Genomic DNA, 15850 nt, shown 5'->3' with positions numbered 1-15850 from the left:
GGCCGGGTTATAGGCCCACTCATCCGCATACGTCAACAGACATTTTCAAGAAAACTTCAAAAATGTGTAAGATGTTGAAAATAAAGGATTTTCACTTTGGCGGAAGGTTGGATGCCCCCTGAACACCCTTCGCCCCCCCAAATCACGGCAGAAAACTTTGTCCAGATGGTCAAACAGAAGGTGGGAGGGGGATATTGCGCAGCGACACGGCAAAGACACCCGGTGCATAACGAGAATGTCGGGGACAGCGTGACGGTTTCACTTGACGTCGCGCCAAAAGAAAAGGGCGCCAGCGGATATCCGCGGCGCCCTCCTCTCCCGATCTTGGCAAGGCTTTCAGCCTTTCAGCTTGGACATGATCTGTTCGAGGAAACCGAGCAGCACCGCCGAAACCACGAAGGCGAGGTGAATGAAGGTCAGCCACATCAGCTTGGTGTCGGTATATTGTTGCACGTTGAGGAAGACCTGCAGCAGGTGGATCGAGGAGATGGCGACGATCGACGAGGCAACCTTGATCTTCAGGCTGCCGGAATCGAGTTTGCCGAGGAACGAGACATCCGCCTCCGCCTCGTCGAAACGGCTGACGAAATTCTCGTAGCCGGCGATCATGACCATGAGGATGAGGCTGGCGACCAGCGCCGCATCGATGAGGCCGAGCATGGCGAGGATCATCTCCGCATCGTCGTAGACGAAGACGTTCATCGCCACCTTGGCGAACTTGTAGAGGAAGGACACCGCATAAACGGCAAGCGCCGCGACGAGGCCGAGATAGAAGACCACCAGGATCCAGCGGCTCGACAGGATGATGCGTTCGACCAGGAGTTCGAGGGATTTCATCGGTCAGGCTCCAAGGGATTCGGCAAGTTCATGCGTTGTTAACCAATGGCTCGAAGCCCCGCAAGGGTCGTTCGCAGACGCAAAAAAGGGCGGCGTCCGCGAACGCCGCCCTTTCCGGTCTGTTTCGTCCTCACGCCCGTCGGAATAGGCCCGCGATCAGCGAGAGAACCAGAAGGGCCAGGAAGACGAAGAACAGGATCTGCGCGATGCCGGCCGATGCGCCGGCAATGCCGCCGAAGCCGAGCAGGCCGGCAACAAGGGCGATCACGAGAAAGACCACAGCATAGTAGAGCATTTTCGAACTCCTTCTTTGTATCGATGGAGAAACGAGGGGCGCGACAAAAAGTTCCCCGAACCGTCATCAAACAAAGGATTTCAGGGCGATGCCCTGTCGCCAAAAACAATGCCGCCGCAGCCTTTCGGCTGCGGCGGCATGAGCGGTGACCGATGCGGTCGGCGTCCGTTCTAGTGCGGTCGGCGTCCGTTCTAGTGACGGCGCGTCCAGTCGTCGATCTGCCGCTCGGCCTCCTCCTTGGCGAGGCCGTAACGCTGCTGGATCTTGCCTGAAAGCTCGACGCGGCGCCCCTTGATGACATCGAGGTCGTCATCGGTGAGCTTGCCCCACTGAGCCTGGGCCTTGCCCTTGTACTCGTTCCACTTGCCTTCGATGATATCCCAGTTCATGTCGCTGTCCTTTCTGTTCCATTGAACGCATGGCGTTGACCAAGAGGAAACCGGCAAGTGCCGGAAAGGTTCCTCACCCTATCAATGCATCCGCGCCGTCGCTTGGGCCGGGTGAGCGTTGTCGGCGACGATCATGTCCCCTGCCGGCGGACTGGTCGGCCGGACATGCACCTCAAGACCGTTCTGGCTGCTGACGCGCCAGGTAATCTCAATATTTTCCTCGACCCAGGCCGGGTCGACGACCGCGCAGCGGCCATGCACGAGACGCTTGCCCGCCCCTGCCCCGCCCAAAGCGGCCGGCAGGGCGCCGACGCAGTCTTCCATCGTCTCGAACGCCACCTGGGGCGCTTGCAGTTCTTCGCAGGTGAGGCCGCCATGGCTGCAGCCGACCAGAAGCATGATTGCGGCTATGTGTTCCATTTCTCTCTCCATCACCCGTCGGGTCACCACCCATCGGTTGGCATTGGAAACGGAACGGAGCCAAGAAAGTTCCGGCGAGAGCCGATGACGGTGTTGTCACATTTTCGGGAACAAAATTCGTTACGGCCCGTTTTCGGCCCATCGCTCGAACGCGAACCGGACGCGAAAGGAAGCACCGATGCTCAGCACCATCCTCCTTGTCATTCTCATCCTGCTTCTGATCGGCGCCCTGCCGAACTGGGGATACAGCCGAAGCTGGGGCTATGGTCCCTCCGGCGGCCTCGGGCTGATCGTGCTCATCCTTCTCATCCTCGTCCTCATGGGACGTATCTGATCCCCCCACCCAAGCCAGGAGCCGGAACCATGAAGAACACCATCATCGCGCTTGCCCTCGTCGCCTCCACGGTGACGCTCACCGCCTGTACCCAGACCGAACGCGGCACCGCGATCGGCGCGGGCACAGGCGCCATCATCGGCGGTGTCGTGACGGGACGCGCCGGCGGCGCGCTTGCAGGAGCCGCCATCGGCGGTGCGGCGGGCTATCTCATCGCTCGCTCCGATCGCAGTGGCTACTGCATCTACCGCGACCGGTACGGCCGCCGGTACGAAGCGCGCTGCCGCTGAGGCGATCGAAGATCAACAAACGGAAAACGGGCCCTCGGGCCCGTTTCTTGATGTCTGGAACTGGACGGAAGAATGTTTTCAGGAACCGCTCTTGGCACGAAGCTCGGCCTCGTCGAGCTTTTCCAGAAGATCGAGAAGACGATCGGGCACGGGTTCCGTCTCGATGACGTCGTAAAACGACTTAAGCTTGCGGCCGATCGGGCCGTTGGGGTCGAAAGCGGCCTTGACGGGGACATCCCGCCCGGCACGCTTCTTGTCTTTACTGGGCTCGATCATGGTCTTGTTTCCATCCGATGCCACCCGCTATCTTCCTTTTGCCCCAGATTCCCAATAGCAAGTCAGACTTAGAATGCTACCAATAGGTTTCCGCATGGTGAACTCTAGCGGAAACGGTTCCGATGCGGAACATATTCAGGGAGAACTAAATGTCACTTTCCACCCGTATCGCACCGCATCTCGCCTATCTGAGGCGGTTTTCCCGTGCAGTGACGGGCTCCCAGACCTCGGGCGACGCCTATGTCGCAGCCATGCTTGAGGCGCTCGTCGCCGATATCACACTCTACCCCGAGGGGAGAAGCGACCGGATTGCGCTCTACCGGCTCTATTGCACGCTGTTCGACAATCTCGACGTGACGCTGCCGGAAAATACGTCCCCCTTCGGCTGGGAGCGCCAGGCGGCCGCCAACCTTGCCAACCTGCCGCCGGCGGAGCGCAAGGCTTTCCTGCTGGTCGCCGTCGAGGGCTTCGACCTTGCCGAGGGCGCCGACATTCTCGATATGTCGGAAGAGCGCTTCGCCGCCCTGCTCGACGAGGCCTCGCGCGACATCTCGCGGCAGGTGGCAACCGATATCATGATCATCGAGGACGAGCCGCTGATCGCCATGGACATCGAGGACATGGTGAAGGGCCTCGGCCACAATGTGACGGGTATTGCGCGCACCCATTCGGAGGCCGTCGAGCTCTACCACCGCACCTCGCCGCGCATGGTGCTGGCCGATATCCAGCTGGCCGACGGCAGCTCGGGCATCGACGCCGTCAACGATATCCTGAAGAACAGCACGATCCCGGTCATCTTCATCACGGCCTTCCCGGAGCGGCTCTTGACCGGTGAAAAGCCGGAACCGGCCTTCCTGGTCACCAAGCCGTTCAATCCGGATATGGTGAAGGCCCTGATCAGCCAGGCGCTGTTCTTCGACGAGCAGGCACGGCTGGCCAAATCGGCCTGAGCGCCGGAGCAGACAGGGCGACGGCGTGAACGAAACAGCGCCGTTGCCTCCTTGCCATATCAAAAAGTCGGCGGGGTGCAGGCACTGATGACCTCGCACGGCACCGGGCCGACGCAGCGGAAACGGTGCGGACGGCGGCTTTCGAAATAATAGGCATCGCCCGGACCGAGAATGCGCCGCTCGTCGTCCACCGTCACCTCCAGCCGGCCGGAGAGCACGATGCCGCCCTCCTCGCCATCATGCACCAGCAGCACCTTGCCGGTGTCGGCGCCGGGCTGGTAGCACTCCTTCAGGATCTGCAGGCTGCGGCCAAAGGTGTTTTCGCCGATCTGGCGGAAGGAAATCGGTCCCTTGCCGATCTCGATCAGCTCGTCCGACCGGTAGAAGGCCTTCTTGGGGCGCTCCGGCTCGAAGGCGAAGAACTCCGCAAGACCGATCGGGATGCCGTCGAGGATGCGCTTCAGCGCACCGACCGACGGGTTGGAGGCGTTGGATTCGATCAGCGAAATGGTCGAATTGGTAACGCCCGCGCGCTTGGCGAGCTCGCGCTGGGAGAGATTGTGGGCCATGCGCAGATGGCGCAGCCTGCCCCCGATATCGACCGACATGGCCACTTCCTGTTCTAGATGTTCGAAATATCGAAAACTGATCGACCCATATCCTTAATTTTCAATCAGTTGGCGTCAAGAAGAAAAGGACTTGTTCGGCATCGCAAATCATGGCGTCAATCCCGCCAGCCAGAGGAGATCTCCCATGAACGTTCACAACAAGCCCAATGCACCGGTGCTCGACAGCTACTGGATGCCCTTTACCGCCAATCGCCAGTTCAAGGCCGCGCCGCGCCTGCTCGCTGCCGCCGAAGGCATGTACTACACCAGCGCCGACGGCCGCCAGGTGCTCGACGGCACCGCAGGCCTGTGGTGCGTCAATGCCGGCCATGGCCGCCGGCAGATCGCCGCCGCGGTCGAGCGCCAGCTCACCGAGATGGATTTCGCGCCCTCCTTCCAGATGGGCCATTCGGTCGCCTTCGATTTCGCCGAGCGGCTGGCCGAGATCGCCCCCGGCCCTGACGGCGCCAAGCTCGACCGCGTCTTCTACACCGGCTCCGGCTCGGAATCGGTCGATACCGCATTGAAGATCGCCATTGCCTACCAGCGCGCCATCGGCCAGGGCACGCGCACGCGCCTCATCGGCCGCGAGCGCGGCTATCACGGCGTCGGCTTCGGCGGTATTTCGGTCGGCGGCATTCTCAACAACCGACGCGTCTTCCCGCAGCTCCCCGGCTCCGACCACCTGCGCCATACCCACGACCTTGCGAAGAACGCCTACGTGAAGGGCCAGCCGGAGCATGGCGCCGAGCTTGCCGACGACCTGGAGCGGCTGGTCGCGCTGCACGGCGCGGAAACCATCGCCGCCTGCATCGTCGAGCCGGTCGCCGGCTCCACCGGCGTGCTGATCCCGCCGAAGGGCTATCTCGAAAAGCTGCGCGCGACCTGCGACAAGCACGGCATCCTCCTGATCTTCGACGAAGTCATCACCGGCTTCGGACGCCTTGGCGCGGCCTTCGCCACCGATTATTTCGGCGTGACGCCGGATCTCGTGACAACCGCCAAGGGCCTGACCAACGGCGCCATCCCGATGGGCGCAGTCTTCGCCAGCCGAAAGGTGCACGATGCGCTGATGCATGGGCCGGAAAACGCCATCGAGCTCTTCCACGGCTACACCTATTCCGGCCATCCAGTGGCCTGCGCCGCCGGCATCGCGACGCTCGACATCTACCGCGACGAGGGTCTCTTCACCCGCGGCGCCGAATTGCAGGACGACTGGCATGCGGCGATGCATTCGCTGAAGGGCCTGCCGCACATCATCGACATCCGCACGATCGGCCTCATCGCCGGCATCGAGCTTGCCTCGCGCGACGGCGCACCGGGGGCGCGGGCCTATGACGTCTTCGTCGATTGCTTCGAGAAGGGCCTCCTGATCCGCGTCACCGGCGACATCATCGCCTTTTCGCCGCCGCTGATCGCCGAGAAGACGCATTTCGAGGACATCGTCTCGATCCTCGGCGACGCCCTGAAGCGCGCCGCCTGAATTCGGCCCTGCCGGAAGCGGCTTGGCACTGCACATCGCGGAAAACGCTGTTATATCTGGGCCCGTATCCATACGGGCCCAGTTTCATGTCAGCATCCGCCAAGACCGAACCGAAACTCATCTTCCGCCTCCAGTTCGAGCCGGAAGGGCGCATCGGGCGCGGCAAGATCCAGCTTCTCGCGCATATCCGGGAAACCGGCTCGATCTCCGCCGGCGGGCGGGCGATGGACATGTCCTATCGCCGGGCCTGGTTGCTGGTCGATGAGATGAACCGGCTGTTCCGTACGCCGGTGGTGGAATCGCAGCGCGGCGGCAAGCAGGGCGGCGGCGCTGTCGTGACGCCCTTCGGCGAGGCGCTGATCGCCCATTACCACGCCATGGAAGCGAAGGCGCGTGCGGCGCTGGCCGAGGATATCGGCTGGATCGTCGACAACCTTGCCGACTGAAACCTATTCCAGCGCCACCGTCTTGATGACGGCATGCACCGAAAGGCCCGATGCAAGACCGAGGCGCTCGACGGAAAGCGCAGTGATGCGGGCGCGGACGACATCGCCGCCGCAGGCTATGCGCAGGCTGGCCATGCCCTCGCCGTCCGGTTCGATCGCCTCGACGACGCCTTCCAGGATATTGAGCGCACTGAGGCCTTCCGGGCGCACCGTCGCGATCATGACGTCGCGCGCGGGAATGCGCAGCCGCACCGTTTCGCCCGGCGAGACCGCGGCGCCCGGCACGAGGATCGTCGCGCCGCCCTCAAGGCGGATGGTGGCGAGGCCATGCGCGACATCACGCGCCTCGACGCGGCCGGCAAGAACGCTGCCGGCTTCCCGGCGTTCGGCGGCGGAGGTGAGCCGCGGGCCGCTCAGCACGTCCGACGCCGCCCCGATCGCCTGGATGCGCCCATCCGCCATCAGCACGACCCGGTCGGCAAGGCGCGCGACCTCGGCCACCGAATGGCTGACATAGACGATGGGAATGCCGACCTCGTCGCGCAGGCGCTCCAGATAAGGCAGAATTTCCGCCTTGCGCTCCTCGTCGAGCGCGGCGAGCGGCTCGTCCATCAAGAGCAGGCGGGGCGAGGCCAGCAGTGCACGACCGATGGCGACACGCTGCTTCTCACCGCCGGACAGGTTTGCCGGCTGGCGGTCGAGCAGGCCGGCGATGCCGAGCAGGTCGACAACACGGTCCGGGTTTTCCGTGCGCGCGCCCTTCGGCGAGAACCAGCGGCCATAATTGAGGTTCTGCCGCACGGTGAGGTGCGGGAAGAGACGGGCTTCCTGGAAGACATAGCCGAAGCGCCGTCTGTGGGCCGGCACGAAGATACGGCGGGCGGTATCGACCAGAACCTCGTCGCCGAGCAGGACGCGGCCTTCTGCCGGTTGCGTAAGGCCGGCGATGATGCGGACCAGCGAGGTTTTTCCCGAGCCGGACCGGCCGAACAACGCGGTCACGCCGCCATCGGCGGCAAAGGCGGCATCCAGCGAAAAATCGCCGAGCCGGTGGCGGGCTTCGACGACGAGGCTCATTCGAGGTGTACCTTGCGACCGAGGCGCTGGGCGAGCACCTCGGAGGCGATGAGCGCGGCCATGGAAATGACGATGGCGACGAGGGTGAGGCGCATCGCGCCGGCATCGCCGCCGGGCACCTGGGTGAAGGTGTAGATCGCGGCCGACAGCGTCTGCGTCTCACCGGGAATGTTGGAGACGAAGGTGATGGTGGCGCCGAACTCGCCCATCGCCTTGGCGAAGGCGAGGATCATGCCGGCCAGCACGCCGGGCAGGATGAGCGGCAGAGTAACCGTGAGGAAAACCCAGAGGGGGCTCGCGCCGAGCGTGCCTGCCGCCTCCTCCAGCTTGCGGTCGACGGCCTCGATGGAGAGGCGGATCGAACGCACCATCAGCGGAAAGCCCATGACGCCGCAGGCGAGCGCCGCGCCGGTCCAGCGGAAGGAGAGAACGATGCCGAACCATTCGTCCAGCACGGAGCCGATGGGACCGCGCCGGCCGAACAAGACGAGCAGCAGGAAACCGGTGACGACGGGCGGCAGGATCAGCGGCAGGTGCACGAGGCCGTTCAGCAGCGACTTGCCCCAGAAGCGGCCGCGGGCCAGTGCCAAAGCGGCGAGGATGCCGAGCGGCAAACTGACGAGGACGGCAACCGCCGAGACCCGAAGGCTGAGCCGGATCGCCGTCCATTCCTCGTCGCTCAAGGCAAGCCAGTCCACGCATACTCCTTTGATTGGCGAACAGCCCGCAGGTGCCGCCTGGATTTGGGCCGAAACCCCTCATCCGCCTGCGGCACCTTCTTCCCGCAAGCGGAGCTATGGGGGTGCCCCGCCATTTTCTCGCGCCCTTGCCGCAAACGCCTTCTCCCCGCTTGCAGGGAGAAGGTCGCGGCAGCGGGATGAGGCGCAGCAACCGCACCGGCACGTGGATCCGTTGCGGTCTACCACCCAAAGCTATCGCGAGGCTCGTCTTACTTCAGGATCGTAAAACCCTGCTCAGTGAAGAAGGGCGCGGCCTTGTCGGACTTCAGGAAATCGAGATAGGCGGCGGCAGCGGCGCTCTTGGATTCCGTCAGGATGGCGACCGGGTAGATGATCGGCGGGTGACTGTCTTCCGGGAAGGTCCCGACGACGGCGACGCCCGGATCGGCGGCGGCATCCGTCTGATAGACGATACCGTAGGGCGCCTCGCCGCGCGAGACGAGGGCAAGCGCCGCACGCACGCTTTCGGCGCCGGCGACCTTGCCTTCGACCGACGACCAGACGCCGAGCTTTTCGAGCGCCGCCTTGCCATATTTGCCGGCCGGCACGCTGTCGACCGCACCCATGGCGAGCTTGCCGTCACCGACGAGGCCGGCAAGGTCGAAGCCCTCCTTGATCTCGACGGTCGAGGCCTTGTCCTTCGGCGCGACCAGCACGATACGGTTGCCGAGGAGGTTCGCGCGGGTGTCGTCCTTGATCAGCTTCTTCTCGGCGACGTAGTCCATCCAGGCAAGATCAGCGGAGATGAAGAGATCGGCGGGCGCCGCCGCCTCGATCTGCTTGGCGAGCGCCGAGCTTGCGGCATAGGAGACCGTCGTCTCGTTGCCGGTTTCCTTCGACCAGGCGGCATTCGCCGCATCCAGCGCGTTCTTCAGGCTTGCGGCGGCAAAGACGGTGACCTTTTCTGCGGCCGCAACCGGCAGGGCGAGCGGCAGCGACGCGAAGGCGGCGACGACGAGTTTCAGAAGCAGACGACGGTTCATTCCTGTTCTCCCTTTTCCTGCCTGACAGCAGCGTGATATCCCCTTGAATATATCGACACTTGCGGCTTTGCCAGCGCTATATTTTCAAAAATATACGGAAACAGACGATGGCCATTCGCTTGGAATGGCGAGGGCAGCCGTACCTGGACGAACGCGCCCCCCGGAACAACCGGCATTGAGCACGGACGATGTGGAAAAGGCGGCTCTCCTGCGCTTACGAACGCGTGGAACCCGCCATATGCTGGCCTGCAATGCCGGGGATGGGGATCCTAGAACAGTGCGTCGTCGAACAGATCTTCGTCGCTTTGCGCAGCCGCAGGCGCTGCCGCCACGTCCAGGGTGGTGCCGAAGACGCGGGCATGCACCTCGCGTTCGGAGACCATGGTATAGGTGCGCGCGATCCGGCTGCCGAGATCAGCCATCGCCTGCTCGAGGCCCGCCGTATCCGGCAGGCTGTGGCCAATGAGCTCGCCCGCACGGGCGGAACAATCGGCCAGCACGTCGCCGAGCTCGGCCTTGAAATCGAGGTCGGCGACCGTTCGGCCCGCCTTGGCGGAAACGTCGGCGCCACAGGCGCGCAAAGCCGTCATGTCCTCCTCCATGCGGTCGCCCGCCCGGCGGATATGCTCCAGCGCCTCGTCCAGATGCGCATCGAGCGAGCCGCCGGCGGCGGTGCCCGCCTCGCGCAGCTTGCCGGCATCCCCTTCGAGCGACTGCAGGGCGACAAGAATGCGCTCCGCCGTCTCGTCGAGCTGGCTGGAAAACAGGCGCAGTTCGGCCGTCACCACATTGATTGCCCGCCCCTCCTCGCCGAGTTTGCCGCAGCGCAGGTTGGTGTTAAGGGCCATGTAGTGGATGTCGGTGCGCACGAGCTGGATCGTCTTCACACCCTTCAGGAGGCCCTGCACGGTCTCGACCGTGCTCGCGCCGAGCACATTGGCCTTGTCGGCCGCCTGCTCGATGTCGCGCACGACGGCACGGGCGGCTGCGATGTCGGCCTCCAGGATGCGCATGGCGCGGTCGGCGGAGCGGCCGTCGGCAGCGTCCATGTCGCCATAGAGCGCCATCAGGCCGTCGATGTCGGCGCCGAAGCTGCGGATCGTCCCGACCACGGTCTTGCAGTCGCGCGCAAAGTCGCCGGCGATCTCGACAAGCTGGTCGTGCACGAGGTGGCGGATCAGCGCCGTCAGGCGGCCGGCGGCCTCCGCGTCGAGCGTTCCAGCCGCAAGATACTCATCCAGGAAGGTGAAGGCGGATTGGCAATGTTCGATGCGCTGACGCGTGATGTCGCCGATCTGCATGGCCGACAGCGTGGTGGCAACCTTGCCCTGTACGCCGCGCGCCGCCGCACCCACCCTGGCAGCAAGCTGCGATAGGTGGCGGCGCTGCGCCGTCAGGTCCGCGGCATTGCGCGAGAGATTGCCGGCAATGTCAGGCACGGAGCGGCGGAAGCGCTCCAGCGCATCCCCGCCCCCGGCCGAGGCGGTCTCGATGACGGCGCCAAGCGTGCCGATCTTGGCGCCAAGCGCATTGACCTCACTGGAGCCGAACTGGATGCGCTCGAGAATTTCTTCCGCAAAGCCCGCGAAATCCGGGATGGCTGCGCCGGTGATCTTCGCTGTCGTCGCGAAGGTGCGAAGGTAACGCAACGTTTCCTGCATGTCGGCGATGTGGGTGCCGAGGGATTTTTCCGTGATGGCGACATTGGCGAGGCGCTGCTGGCGTTGTTCCTCGATGCCGGGCAGCGCGGTCAGCTGATCGACGGTGGCGATGAGCCGGCCGATCGTCGCCTCCGCAGCCTCGTCGCCGAGCGAACCGGACAGGTTCTCCAGCGAGGCGACAAGCCGGTTGAGCACGTCCAATACCGAGAGCAGCACGACGCCGCCGTCAAGGAACCGCTGCTCGATGCGGGAACGGGCCCCTTCAAGGCGAGAGACAAGCTCTCCCTCCGCCGTCTGCCGCTCCACGCGCACTGCGTTCGCTATTCCTGACACGCCATACCCCATCTGCAAGAACCCGTGAGCGAACCCTAGGACCAACAATGTAACGCGCAGTAAATTCGCTTTTCCTCATGCAATGGAATCCCGTGCCGGCAGGGTCATTTCCAGGCCACCACCCGTGGATGCAGGCATCCCTAGAATTAGGGATTTATAAATAATATAAAGAACGTCTAATATTAATAATTTTATATTTATTTCAAATACTTATGCTAAATTCCTGCCGTAAGGGGAGGTAGTGTATAAGGGGCACTCAAACGACCGATGGATGAAATTAGCAACCGCGCTTTACCGTTCATTAAGCGTGACTTGGGATTCTGGGGCGGGAAATACTATCTCTCGAAACTGATATCGAGGCCTCCATGCCATCAACCCTGCCCGGTGATGCGTCGTTAACCTTACCCACGACACTCACCATCAAGACTATAACGTCCGTTCAAGAGTTGATCTCGGATTTCCTGAACAATAATCCCGCCGCAATACTGGATATCGATGAGGCTGCGCAGGTCGACCTCAGCTTTGTTCAGCTTGTCACGGCGGCCCGCAAACAGGCCGAGGCCAAGGCGGGGCGCGTTCTACTTGCCCGGCCCGCCTCCGGTGACCTTTACGACGTGCTGAAACGTGGCGGCTTTCTCGACGAGATGACATCCGAGGCCGCGCATTTCTGGCTGCACCAGGAGAAGAATTGATGACCGCGAAGATCTTGACCGTTGACGATTCCGCCAGCATCCGGCTGACGACGCGCGTCACCCTCAGCAATGCCGGCTATGCCGTGACCGAGGCGGTCGATGGCCTCGACGGCCTCAACAAGCTGAAGGGCGGCGAGTACGATCTCGTCGTTACCGACCTCAACATGCCGAACATGGACGGCCTGACGATGATCCGCGAGCTGCGCAAGCTGCCCGCGCATACGGGCGTGCCGGTCATCTTCCTCACCACCGAATCCGACGGCGAGATCAAGGCGCAGGCGAAAGCCGCCGGCGCCACCGGCTGGCTGACCAAGCCGTTCGATCCCGAAAGCCTCGTCAAGATCGCCAAGAAGGTCCTCGGAAGATGACGAACCCGGACCCGATCTCAGTCTTCCGGACAGAAGCGGCCGAACTGCTGGAACAGATCGAGTCCGGCCTCCTCGACCTTACCCGCAGCCTCGACGACCGCGACCAGATCGATGCGGTCTTCCGGGGCCTCCACACGTTGAAGGGCTCGGGCGCGATGTTCGGCTTCGACGCGCTCGCCGCCTTCACCCACCATTGCGAGACCGCCTTCGACCGCGTGCGCAAGGGCGACGTGCCGGCCACGCACGAGCTGGTCTCGGCGGTTCTCTCCGCGCAGGACCATATGCGCGCGCTCCTGGAAACGCCGAACGGCGACCATGACGCGATGAGCGCCGCGCTGCTCGACAACCTGCACCGTGCCGTCAACGGCGCGGGCTCCCCTGCTCCCGTCACCGCCGCCGTTGCCGCCGCCCCTGTTGCGGAAGAGGCCGGCCTGCGCGAATGGCGCATCCGTTTCAGCCTGCCGGTCAACGCCATGGCGAACGGCACCAATCCGCTCGGCCTGCTCGACGAAATGCGTGACCTCGGCGAATGCCGGATCATCGCCGACACGTCCAAGGTGCCGGAGCTCTCCGCGCTGGAGCCGCGCGATATCCATGTAAGCTGGGACGTGACGCTGAAGACCGAGCGGCCGCGTGCCGATATCGAGGATGTCTTCATCTTCGTCATGGACGACATGGAGCTCGAGATCACCGAGAGCGCCGTCGAGCGGCCCATCGCGGTGGCAAAATCCTTGGACGTGCCGATCGCCAAGGCTGTCGTCGTTACCGAGAGGGAAGCGCCGGCGGTGCAGGCGGCCAACGATTCCAAGCAGGCGAAATCCGCCGAAAACGTGCGCGTGCCGGCCGAACGGCTGGACGAGATGATGGACCGGGTCGGCGAGCTCGTCATCGCCCAGTCGCGCCTCACCCAGCTTGCGGGCGCGGCGGCCGATCTCGGCCTGCGCTCGGTTTCCGAGGAAATCGAACGCCTCTCCGGCGAGCTGCGCGACACGATGATGGTGCTGCGCATGATGCCGGTCGCGAGCCTCTTCAGCCGCTTCCGCCGCCTCGTGCACGATCTGTCGCGCGAGACCGGCAAGGAAATCGAGCTGATCACCGAGGGCGAGAGCACGGAAGTCGACAAGACGGTTATCGACCGGCTTGCCGATCCGCTGGTGCATCTCGTGCGCAACTCCATCGACCATGGCCTCGAAAAGCCGGAGGAGCGCATCGCCGCCGGCAAGGAGGCGAAGGGCCGGGTCATTCTTTCGGCGCACCAGACGGGCGGCGAGGTCATCATCACCATCAAGGATGACGGCCGCGGCATCAACCGTGAGCGGGTGCGCGCCAAGGCGGAATCGTCGGGCATCATCCAGCCGGGCGCGACGCTGACCGACCAGGACCTCCTCCAACTGATCTTCCAGCCCGGTTTCTCGACCGCCCAGGCGGTGACGAACCTTTCCGGCCGCGGCGTCGGCATGGATGTGGTGAAGAAGACGGTCGAGGCGCTGCGCGGCACGATCGACATCACCAGCAAGCCGGGCGAAGGCTCGGAAGTGTCGCTGCGCATCCCGCTGACGCTCGCCATCATCGAGGGCCTGCTCGTGCGCGTCGGCCAGGGCTGCTACGTCATTCCGCTCTCGGCGGTCGAGGAGTGCCTGGAACTCTCGCTGGAGGACGATCTGCGCTCGCGCGGGCGCAGCTTCATCTCGCTGCGCGACAGCCTGGTGCCCTTCCTGCGCCTGCGGGAACTCTTCCGCACCGGCACCCAGCCGGATCAACACCAGAAGGTCGTCGTCATCTCGACCGGCTCGGAGCGCGTCGGCCTCGTCGTCGACCAGATCATCGGCGACCACCAGACAGTCATCAAATCCATGTCCAAGCTGCACCATGACGTCGACACCTTCTCCGGCGCGACCATCCTCGGCGATGGCAGCGTCGCGCTGATCCTCGACGTCACGCATCTTGTCGCGGCCGGACAGCAGCAGGAGGCGCAAATGCGCGTGGCAGGATGAGCGAAGCGGCACGAAAACTCGACTACGACGCGATCTGGGGCGCGGAAGAGGACCTCTCCGTCCTCACCTTCAACCTCAACGGCGAGACCTTCGCCATCGAGGCGATCGTCGTGCAGGAAATCCTCGATCTCCTGCCCGAAACCCACGTGCCCGGCAGCAAGCCCTTCGTTTCCAGCGTCATCAATTTCCGCGGCAAGGTGATCCCGCTTGCCGATATCCGCCTTGCCTTCGGGATGGACGCGACGGAAACCACCATCGACAGCCGCATCGTCGTCATCGAGCTCGATCTAGACGACGAGGCGACGCTGATCGGCATCCGCACCGACAAGGTCAACGAAGTCACGACCCTGCCGAAAGTCGCCAGCGAGCCGCCGCCGAGCGTCGGCATGCGCTGGCGGGCGGACTACATCAACTGCCTCGTCAAGCGAGGTGGCGAATTCATCATCGTCCCGAACCTTCACGCGATCTTTTCCTCCCAGAAAGACCGCCCGGCACCTCCGCCGAACTAGGACATCAGGAGACATCCATGCGTTTTACAATCAAGCTCAAATTATTCCTGACCTTTGCGTTCATGCTGGCCGTCCTCATCGGCACGGCGGCCTATGGCATCCTGAGCCTCGGCGGCCTCAACACGACGCTGGGCGACGTACTGAACGGCCCCGCCGAGCGCCTGAAACTCGCCCAGACACTGAACAACCTGCAACTCCAGCAGATCCGCCAGCAGAAGAACATGCTGTCCTCGGCCAACCCCACCGAAACCAACCGCTACATCGCGCTCAGCGACGAAGCCCGCAAGGAATTCGACACGACCTTCCAGGAAGTTCTGAGCAAGGCGACGGAACAGGGCAAGGTTCTCTGGAACAAGCTCGACGGTTTCACCAAGGACTTCCGCCGCGATGACAACCGCATCCGTGCGCTGGCGCTTGCCGGCGATACCGCGGGTGCCACCCGTGTTTCGACGACCGACGCCCGCGCCGCCACCAACGAGATCGACCAGCTGCTCGGCGAAGTCGTCAAGCTCGAGGCCGGCCGCCTGAACGAGGCGCAAGCGGCCGCCGACGCCCAGTATCAGAGCACCCGCACGATTATGGTGGCGGTTGCGGCCATTGCGCTTCTCGTAGCGACCGGCGCTGCCCTGTGGATCGTCGTATCGATCAACCGCGGCATTTCCCGCGCCGTCGGCGTGGTGCAGAACGTGGCGGACGGCGACCTCACCCGGTTTGCCGAGATTTCTTCCAAGGACGAGATCGGCGACCTGCTCGGCCACGTCAACACGATGATCGAGCGCCTGCGCGGCGTCGTCGCCGATGCCCTTTCGGCATCCGACAACGTCTCCTCCGGCAGCCAGGAACTGTCGGCCAGCTCCGAGACCCTTTCCCAGGGCGCCACGGAACAGGCATCCTCCGCCGAAGAGGCCTCCGCCTCGATGGAAGAGATGGCCTCCAATATCAAGCAGAACGCCGACAACGCCGCCCAGACCGAAAAGATCGCCCGCCAGTCCTCTCGTGACGCGGAAGCATCCGGCCAGGCCGTCGGCCGCGCCGTCAGCGCCATGCGCACGATCGCGGAAAAGATCTCCATCGTGCAGGAAATCGCTCGCCAGACCGACCTTCTCGCCCTCAACGCCGCCGTCGAGGCGGCCCGTGCCGGCGAACACGGCAAGGGCTTTGCCGT

At 63.8% G+C, this 15850-nt stretch carries 20 protein-coding genes; 10 read left to right on the top strand and 10 right to left on the bottom strand.

Going from position 1 to position 15850, the window contains the following annotated elements; genetic code table 11:
• Positions 1-336: 336 nt before the first annotated feature.
• From EXZ48_RS32900 to EXZ48_RS32885, 4 genes are all read right to left on the bottom strand, one after another.
• A complete protein-coding gene (locus EXZ48_RS32900; protein WP_024270286.1) occupies positions 337-837 on the bottom strand; it encodes a TIGR00645 family protein in 501 nt (166 codons plus the stop codon).
• 130 nt (positions 838-967) lie between these two features.
• On the bottom strand, positions 968-1132 hold the full coding sequence (locus EXZ48_RS32895; protein ID WP_023514833.1) for a DUF1328 domain-containing protein: 165 nt from the start codon (positions 1130-1132) through the stop codon (positions 968-970).
• A gap of 191 nt (positions 1133-1323) precedes the next feature.
• Positions 1324-1521, bottom strand: coding sequence for a CsbD family protein (locus EXZ48_RS32890; protein ID WP_023514832.1), 198 nt, complete (start codon positions 1519-1521; stop codon positions 1324-1326).
• An 81-nt stretch (positions 1522-1602) separates the two neighbouring features.
• Complete coding sequence (locus tag EXZ48_RS32885; protein ID WP_130521222.1) at positions 1603-1941, bottom strand: hypothetical protein; 339 nt, start codon at positions 1939-1941, stop codon at positions 1603-1605.
• Between the two features lie 178 nt (positions 1942-2119).
• Here EXZ48_RS32885 and EXZ48_RS32880 point away from each other — a divergent pair, with 178 nt between their 5' ends.
• Together EXZ48_RS32880 and EXZ48_RS32875 are read left to right on the top strand one after the other, a co-directional pair.
• Positions 2120-2275 carry a DUF3309 family protein gene (locus EXZ48_RS32880; protein ID WP_023514830.1) on the top strand — a complete coding sequence of 52 codons (156 nt, stop codon included), beginning with the start codon at positions 2120-2122 and terminating at the stop codon, positions 2273-2275.
• Positions 2276-2304: 29 nt separating this feature from the next.
• Entirely contained in the window at positions 2305-2565 is a 261-nt protein-coding gene (locus EXZ48_RS32875; protein WP_023514829.1) for a YMGG-like glycine zipper-containing protein, read from the top strand.
• 78 nt (positions 2566-2643) lie between these two features.
• On the opposite strand, the gene EXZ48_RS32870 is transcribed toward EXZ48_RS32875, so the two are convergent.
• A complete protein-coding gene (locus EXZ48_RS32870; protein WP_130521220.1) occupies positions 2644-2841 on the bottom strand; it encodes a NepR family anti-sigma factor in 198 nt (65 codons plus the stop codon).
• Between the two features lie 149 nt (positions 2842-2990).
• On the opposite strand from EXZ48_RS32870, the gene EXZ48_RS32865 reads away from it, so the two are divergent.
• Entirely contained in the window at positions 2991-3791 is an 801-nt protein-coding gene (locus EXZ48_RS32865) for a response regulator (RefSeq protein WP_130521218.1), read from the top strand.
• A 59-nt stretch (positions 3792-3850) separates the two neighbouring features.
• Here the strand turns inward: EXZ48_RS32865 and EXZ48_RS32860 are convergent, their stop codons facing one another.
• Positions 3851-4399: a cupin domain-containing protein gene (locus EXZ48_RS32860; RefSeq protein ID WP_023514244.1), complete on the bottom strand. Its 549-nt coding sequence runs from the start codon at positions 4397-4399 to the stop codon at positions 3851-3853.
• A 145-nt stretch (positions 4400-4544) separates the two neighbouring features.
• On the opposite strand from EXZ48_RS32860, the gene EXZ48_RS32855 reads away from it, so the two are divergent.
• Positions 4545-5882, top strand: a complete 1338-nt coding sequence (locus tag EXZ48_RS32855; RefSeq protein WP_130521216.1) for an aspartate aminotransferase family protein — start codon at positions 4545-4547, stop codon at positions 5880-5882.
• Positions 5883-5968: 86 nt separating this feature from the next.
• A complete protein-coding gene (locus EXZ48_RS32850; RefSeq protein ID WP_130521214.1) occupies positions 5969-6328 on the top strand; it encodes a winged helix-turn-helix domain-containing protein in 360 nt (119 codons plus the stop codon).
• A 3-nt stretch (positions 6329-6331) separates the two neighbouring features.
• Here EXZ48_RS32850 and modC read toward each other — a convergent pair whose 3' ends face one another.
• From modC to EXZ48_RS32830, 4 genes are all read right to left on the bottom strand, one after another.
• The gene (gene modC, locus EXZ48_RS32845) at positions 6332-7405 is read right to left on the bottom strand and encodes a molybdenum ABC transporter ATP-binding protein (protein ID WP_130521212.1); all 1074 of its coding nucleotides are present in this window, start codon (positions 7403-7405) and stop codon (positions 6332-6334) included.
• Complete coding sequence (modB, locus tag EXZ48_RS32840) at positions 7402-8103, bottom strand: molybdate ABC transporter permease subunit (RefSeq protein ID WP_130521211.1); 702 nt, start codon at positions 8101-8103, stop codon at positions 7402-7404. Before modB ends, modC begins: the two co-directional genes overlap by 4 nt.
• Positions 8104-8354: 251 nt before the next feature.
• Positions 8355-9128, bottom strand: a complete 774-nt coding sequence (gene modA / locus EXZ48_RS32835) for a molybdate ABC transporter substrate-binding protein (RefSeq protein ID WP_023515918.1) — start codon at positions 9126-9128, stop codon at positions 8355-8357.
• 269 nt (positions 9129-9397) lie between these two features.
• On the bottom strand, positions 9398-11122 hold the full coding sequence (locus tag EXZ48_RS32830) for a type VII secretion target (protein ID WP_165909499.1): 1725 nt from the start codon (positions 11120-11122) through the stop codon (positions 9398-9400).
• 365 nt (positions 11123-11487) lie between these two features.
• On the opposite strand from EXZ48_RS32830, the gene EXZ48_RS32825 reads away from it, so the two are divergent.
• The 5 genes from EXZ48_RS32825 to EXZ48_RS32805 all read left to right on the top strand — a co-directional run.
• Positions 11488-11814, top strand: coding sequence for an STAS domain-containing protein (locus tag EXZ48_RS32825; RefSeq protein ID WP_130521209.1), 327 nt, complete (start codon positions 11488-11490; stop codon positions 11812-11814).
• Positions 11814-12182, top strand: a complete 369-nt coding sequence (locus EXZ48_RS32820; RefSeq protein ID WP_023516695.1) for a response regulator — start codon at positions 11814-11816, stop codon at positions 12180-12182. The genes EXZ48_RS32825 and EXZ48_RS32820 overlap by 1 nt, the downstream gene beginning before the upstream one ends.
• On the top strand, positions 12179-14176 hold the full coding sequence (locus EXZ48_RS32815) for a chemotaxis protein CheA (protein WP_130521208.1): 1998 nt from the start codon (positions 12179-12181) through the stop codon (positions 14174-14176). The genes EXZ48_RS32820 and EXZ48_RS32815 overlap by 4 nt, the downstream gene beginning before the upstream one ends.
• Complete coding sequence (locus EXZ48_RS32810) at positions 14173-14685, top strand: chemotaxis protein CheW (RefSeq protein ID WP_050745416.1); 513 nt, start codon at positions 14173-14175, stop codon at positions 14683-14685. Before EXZ48_RS32815 ends, EXZ48_RS32810 begins: the two co-directional genes overlap by 4 nt.
• A 17-nt stretch (positions 14686-14702) precedes the next feature.
• Positions 14703-15850 (top strand): methyl-accepting chemotaxis protein (locus EXZ48_RS32805; RefSeq protein WP_130521206.1); only part of this gene is annotated, 1148 nt, incomplete at its 3' end.

This window comes from Shinella sp. JR1-6 (genome assembly GCF_004284735.1).
Classification (GTDB): Bacteria; Pseudomonadota; Alphaproteobacteria; order Rhizobiales; family Rhizobiaceae; genus Shinella.
The sequence above is the reverse complement of the archived record's forward strand: the minus strand, read 5'-3'. Positions and strand labels throughout refer to the sequence as shown.

Coding starts and splice junctions, on each gene's coding strand:
- EXZ48_RS32880 (WP_023514830.1), top strand. CDS start 2,120: ATGCTCAGCACCATCCTCCTTGTCATTCTCATCCTGCTTCTGATCGGC.
- EXZ48_RS32870 (WP_130521220.1), bottom strand. CDS start 2,841: ATGATCGAGCCCAGTAAAGACAAGAAGCGTGCCGGGCGGGATGTCCCC.
- EXZ48_RS32850 (WP_130521214.1), top strand. CDS start 5,969: ATGTCAGCATCCGCCAAGACCGAACCGAAACTCATCTTCCGCCTCCAG.
- EXZ48_RS32890 (WP_023514832.1), bottom strand. CDS start 1,521: ATGAACTGGGATATCATCGAAGGCAAGTGGAACGAGTACAAGGGCAAG.
- EXZ48_RS32815 (WP_130521208.1), top strand. CDS start 12,179: ATGACGAACCCGGACCCGATCTCAGTCTTCCGGACAGAAGCGGCCGAA.
- EXZ48_RS32885 (WP_130521222.1), bottom strand. CDS start 1,941: ATGGAACACATAGCCGCAATCATGCTTCTGGTCGGCTGCAGCCATGGC.
- EXZ48_RS32875 (WP_023514829.1), top strand. CDS start 2,305: ATGAAGAACACCATCATCGCGCTTGCCCTCGTCGCCTCCACGGTGACG.
- EXZ48_RS32855 (WP_130521216.1), top strand. CDS start 4,545: ATGAACGTTCACAACAAGCCCAATGCACCGGTGCTCGACAGCTACTGG.
- EXZ48_RS32895 (WP_023514833.1), bottom strand. CDS start 1,132: ATGCTCTACTATGCTGTGGTCTTTCTCGTGATCGCCCTTGTTGCCGGC.
- EXZ48_RS32810 (WP_050745416.1), top strand. CDS start 14,173: ATGAGCGAAGCGGCACGAAAACTCGACTACGACGCGATCTGGGGCGCG.
- EXZ48_RS32825 (WP_130521209.1), top strand. CDS start 11,488: ATGCCATCAACCCTGCCCGGTGATGCGTCGTTAACCTTACCCACGACA.
- EXZ48_RS32860 (WP_023514244.1), bottom strand. CDS start 4,399: ATGTCGGTCGATATCGGGGGCAGGCTGCGCCATCTGCGCATGGCCCAC.
- EXZ48_RS32900 (WP_024270286.1), bottom strand. CDS start 837: ATGAAATCCCTCGAACTCCTGGTCGAACGCATCATCCTGTCGAGCCGC.
- modA (WP_023515918.1), bottom strand. CDS start 9,128: ATGAACCGTCGTCTGCTTCTGAAACTCGTCGTCGCCGCCTTCGCGTCG.
- EXZ48_RS32865 (WP_130521218.1), top strand. CDS start 2,991: ATGTCACTTTCCACCCGTATCGCACCGCATCTCGCCTATCTGAGGCGG.
- modC (WP_130521212.1), bottom strand. CDS start 7,405: ATGAGCCTCGTCGTCGAAGCCCGCCACCGGCTCGGCGATTTTTCGCTG.
- EXZ48_RS32820 (WP_023516695.1), top strand. CDS start 11,814: ATGACCGCGAAGATCTTGACCGTTGACGATTCCGCCAGCATCCGGCTG.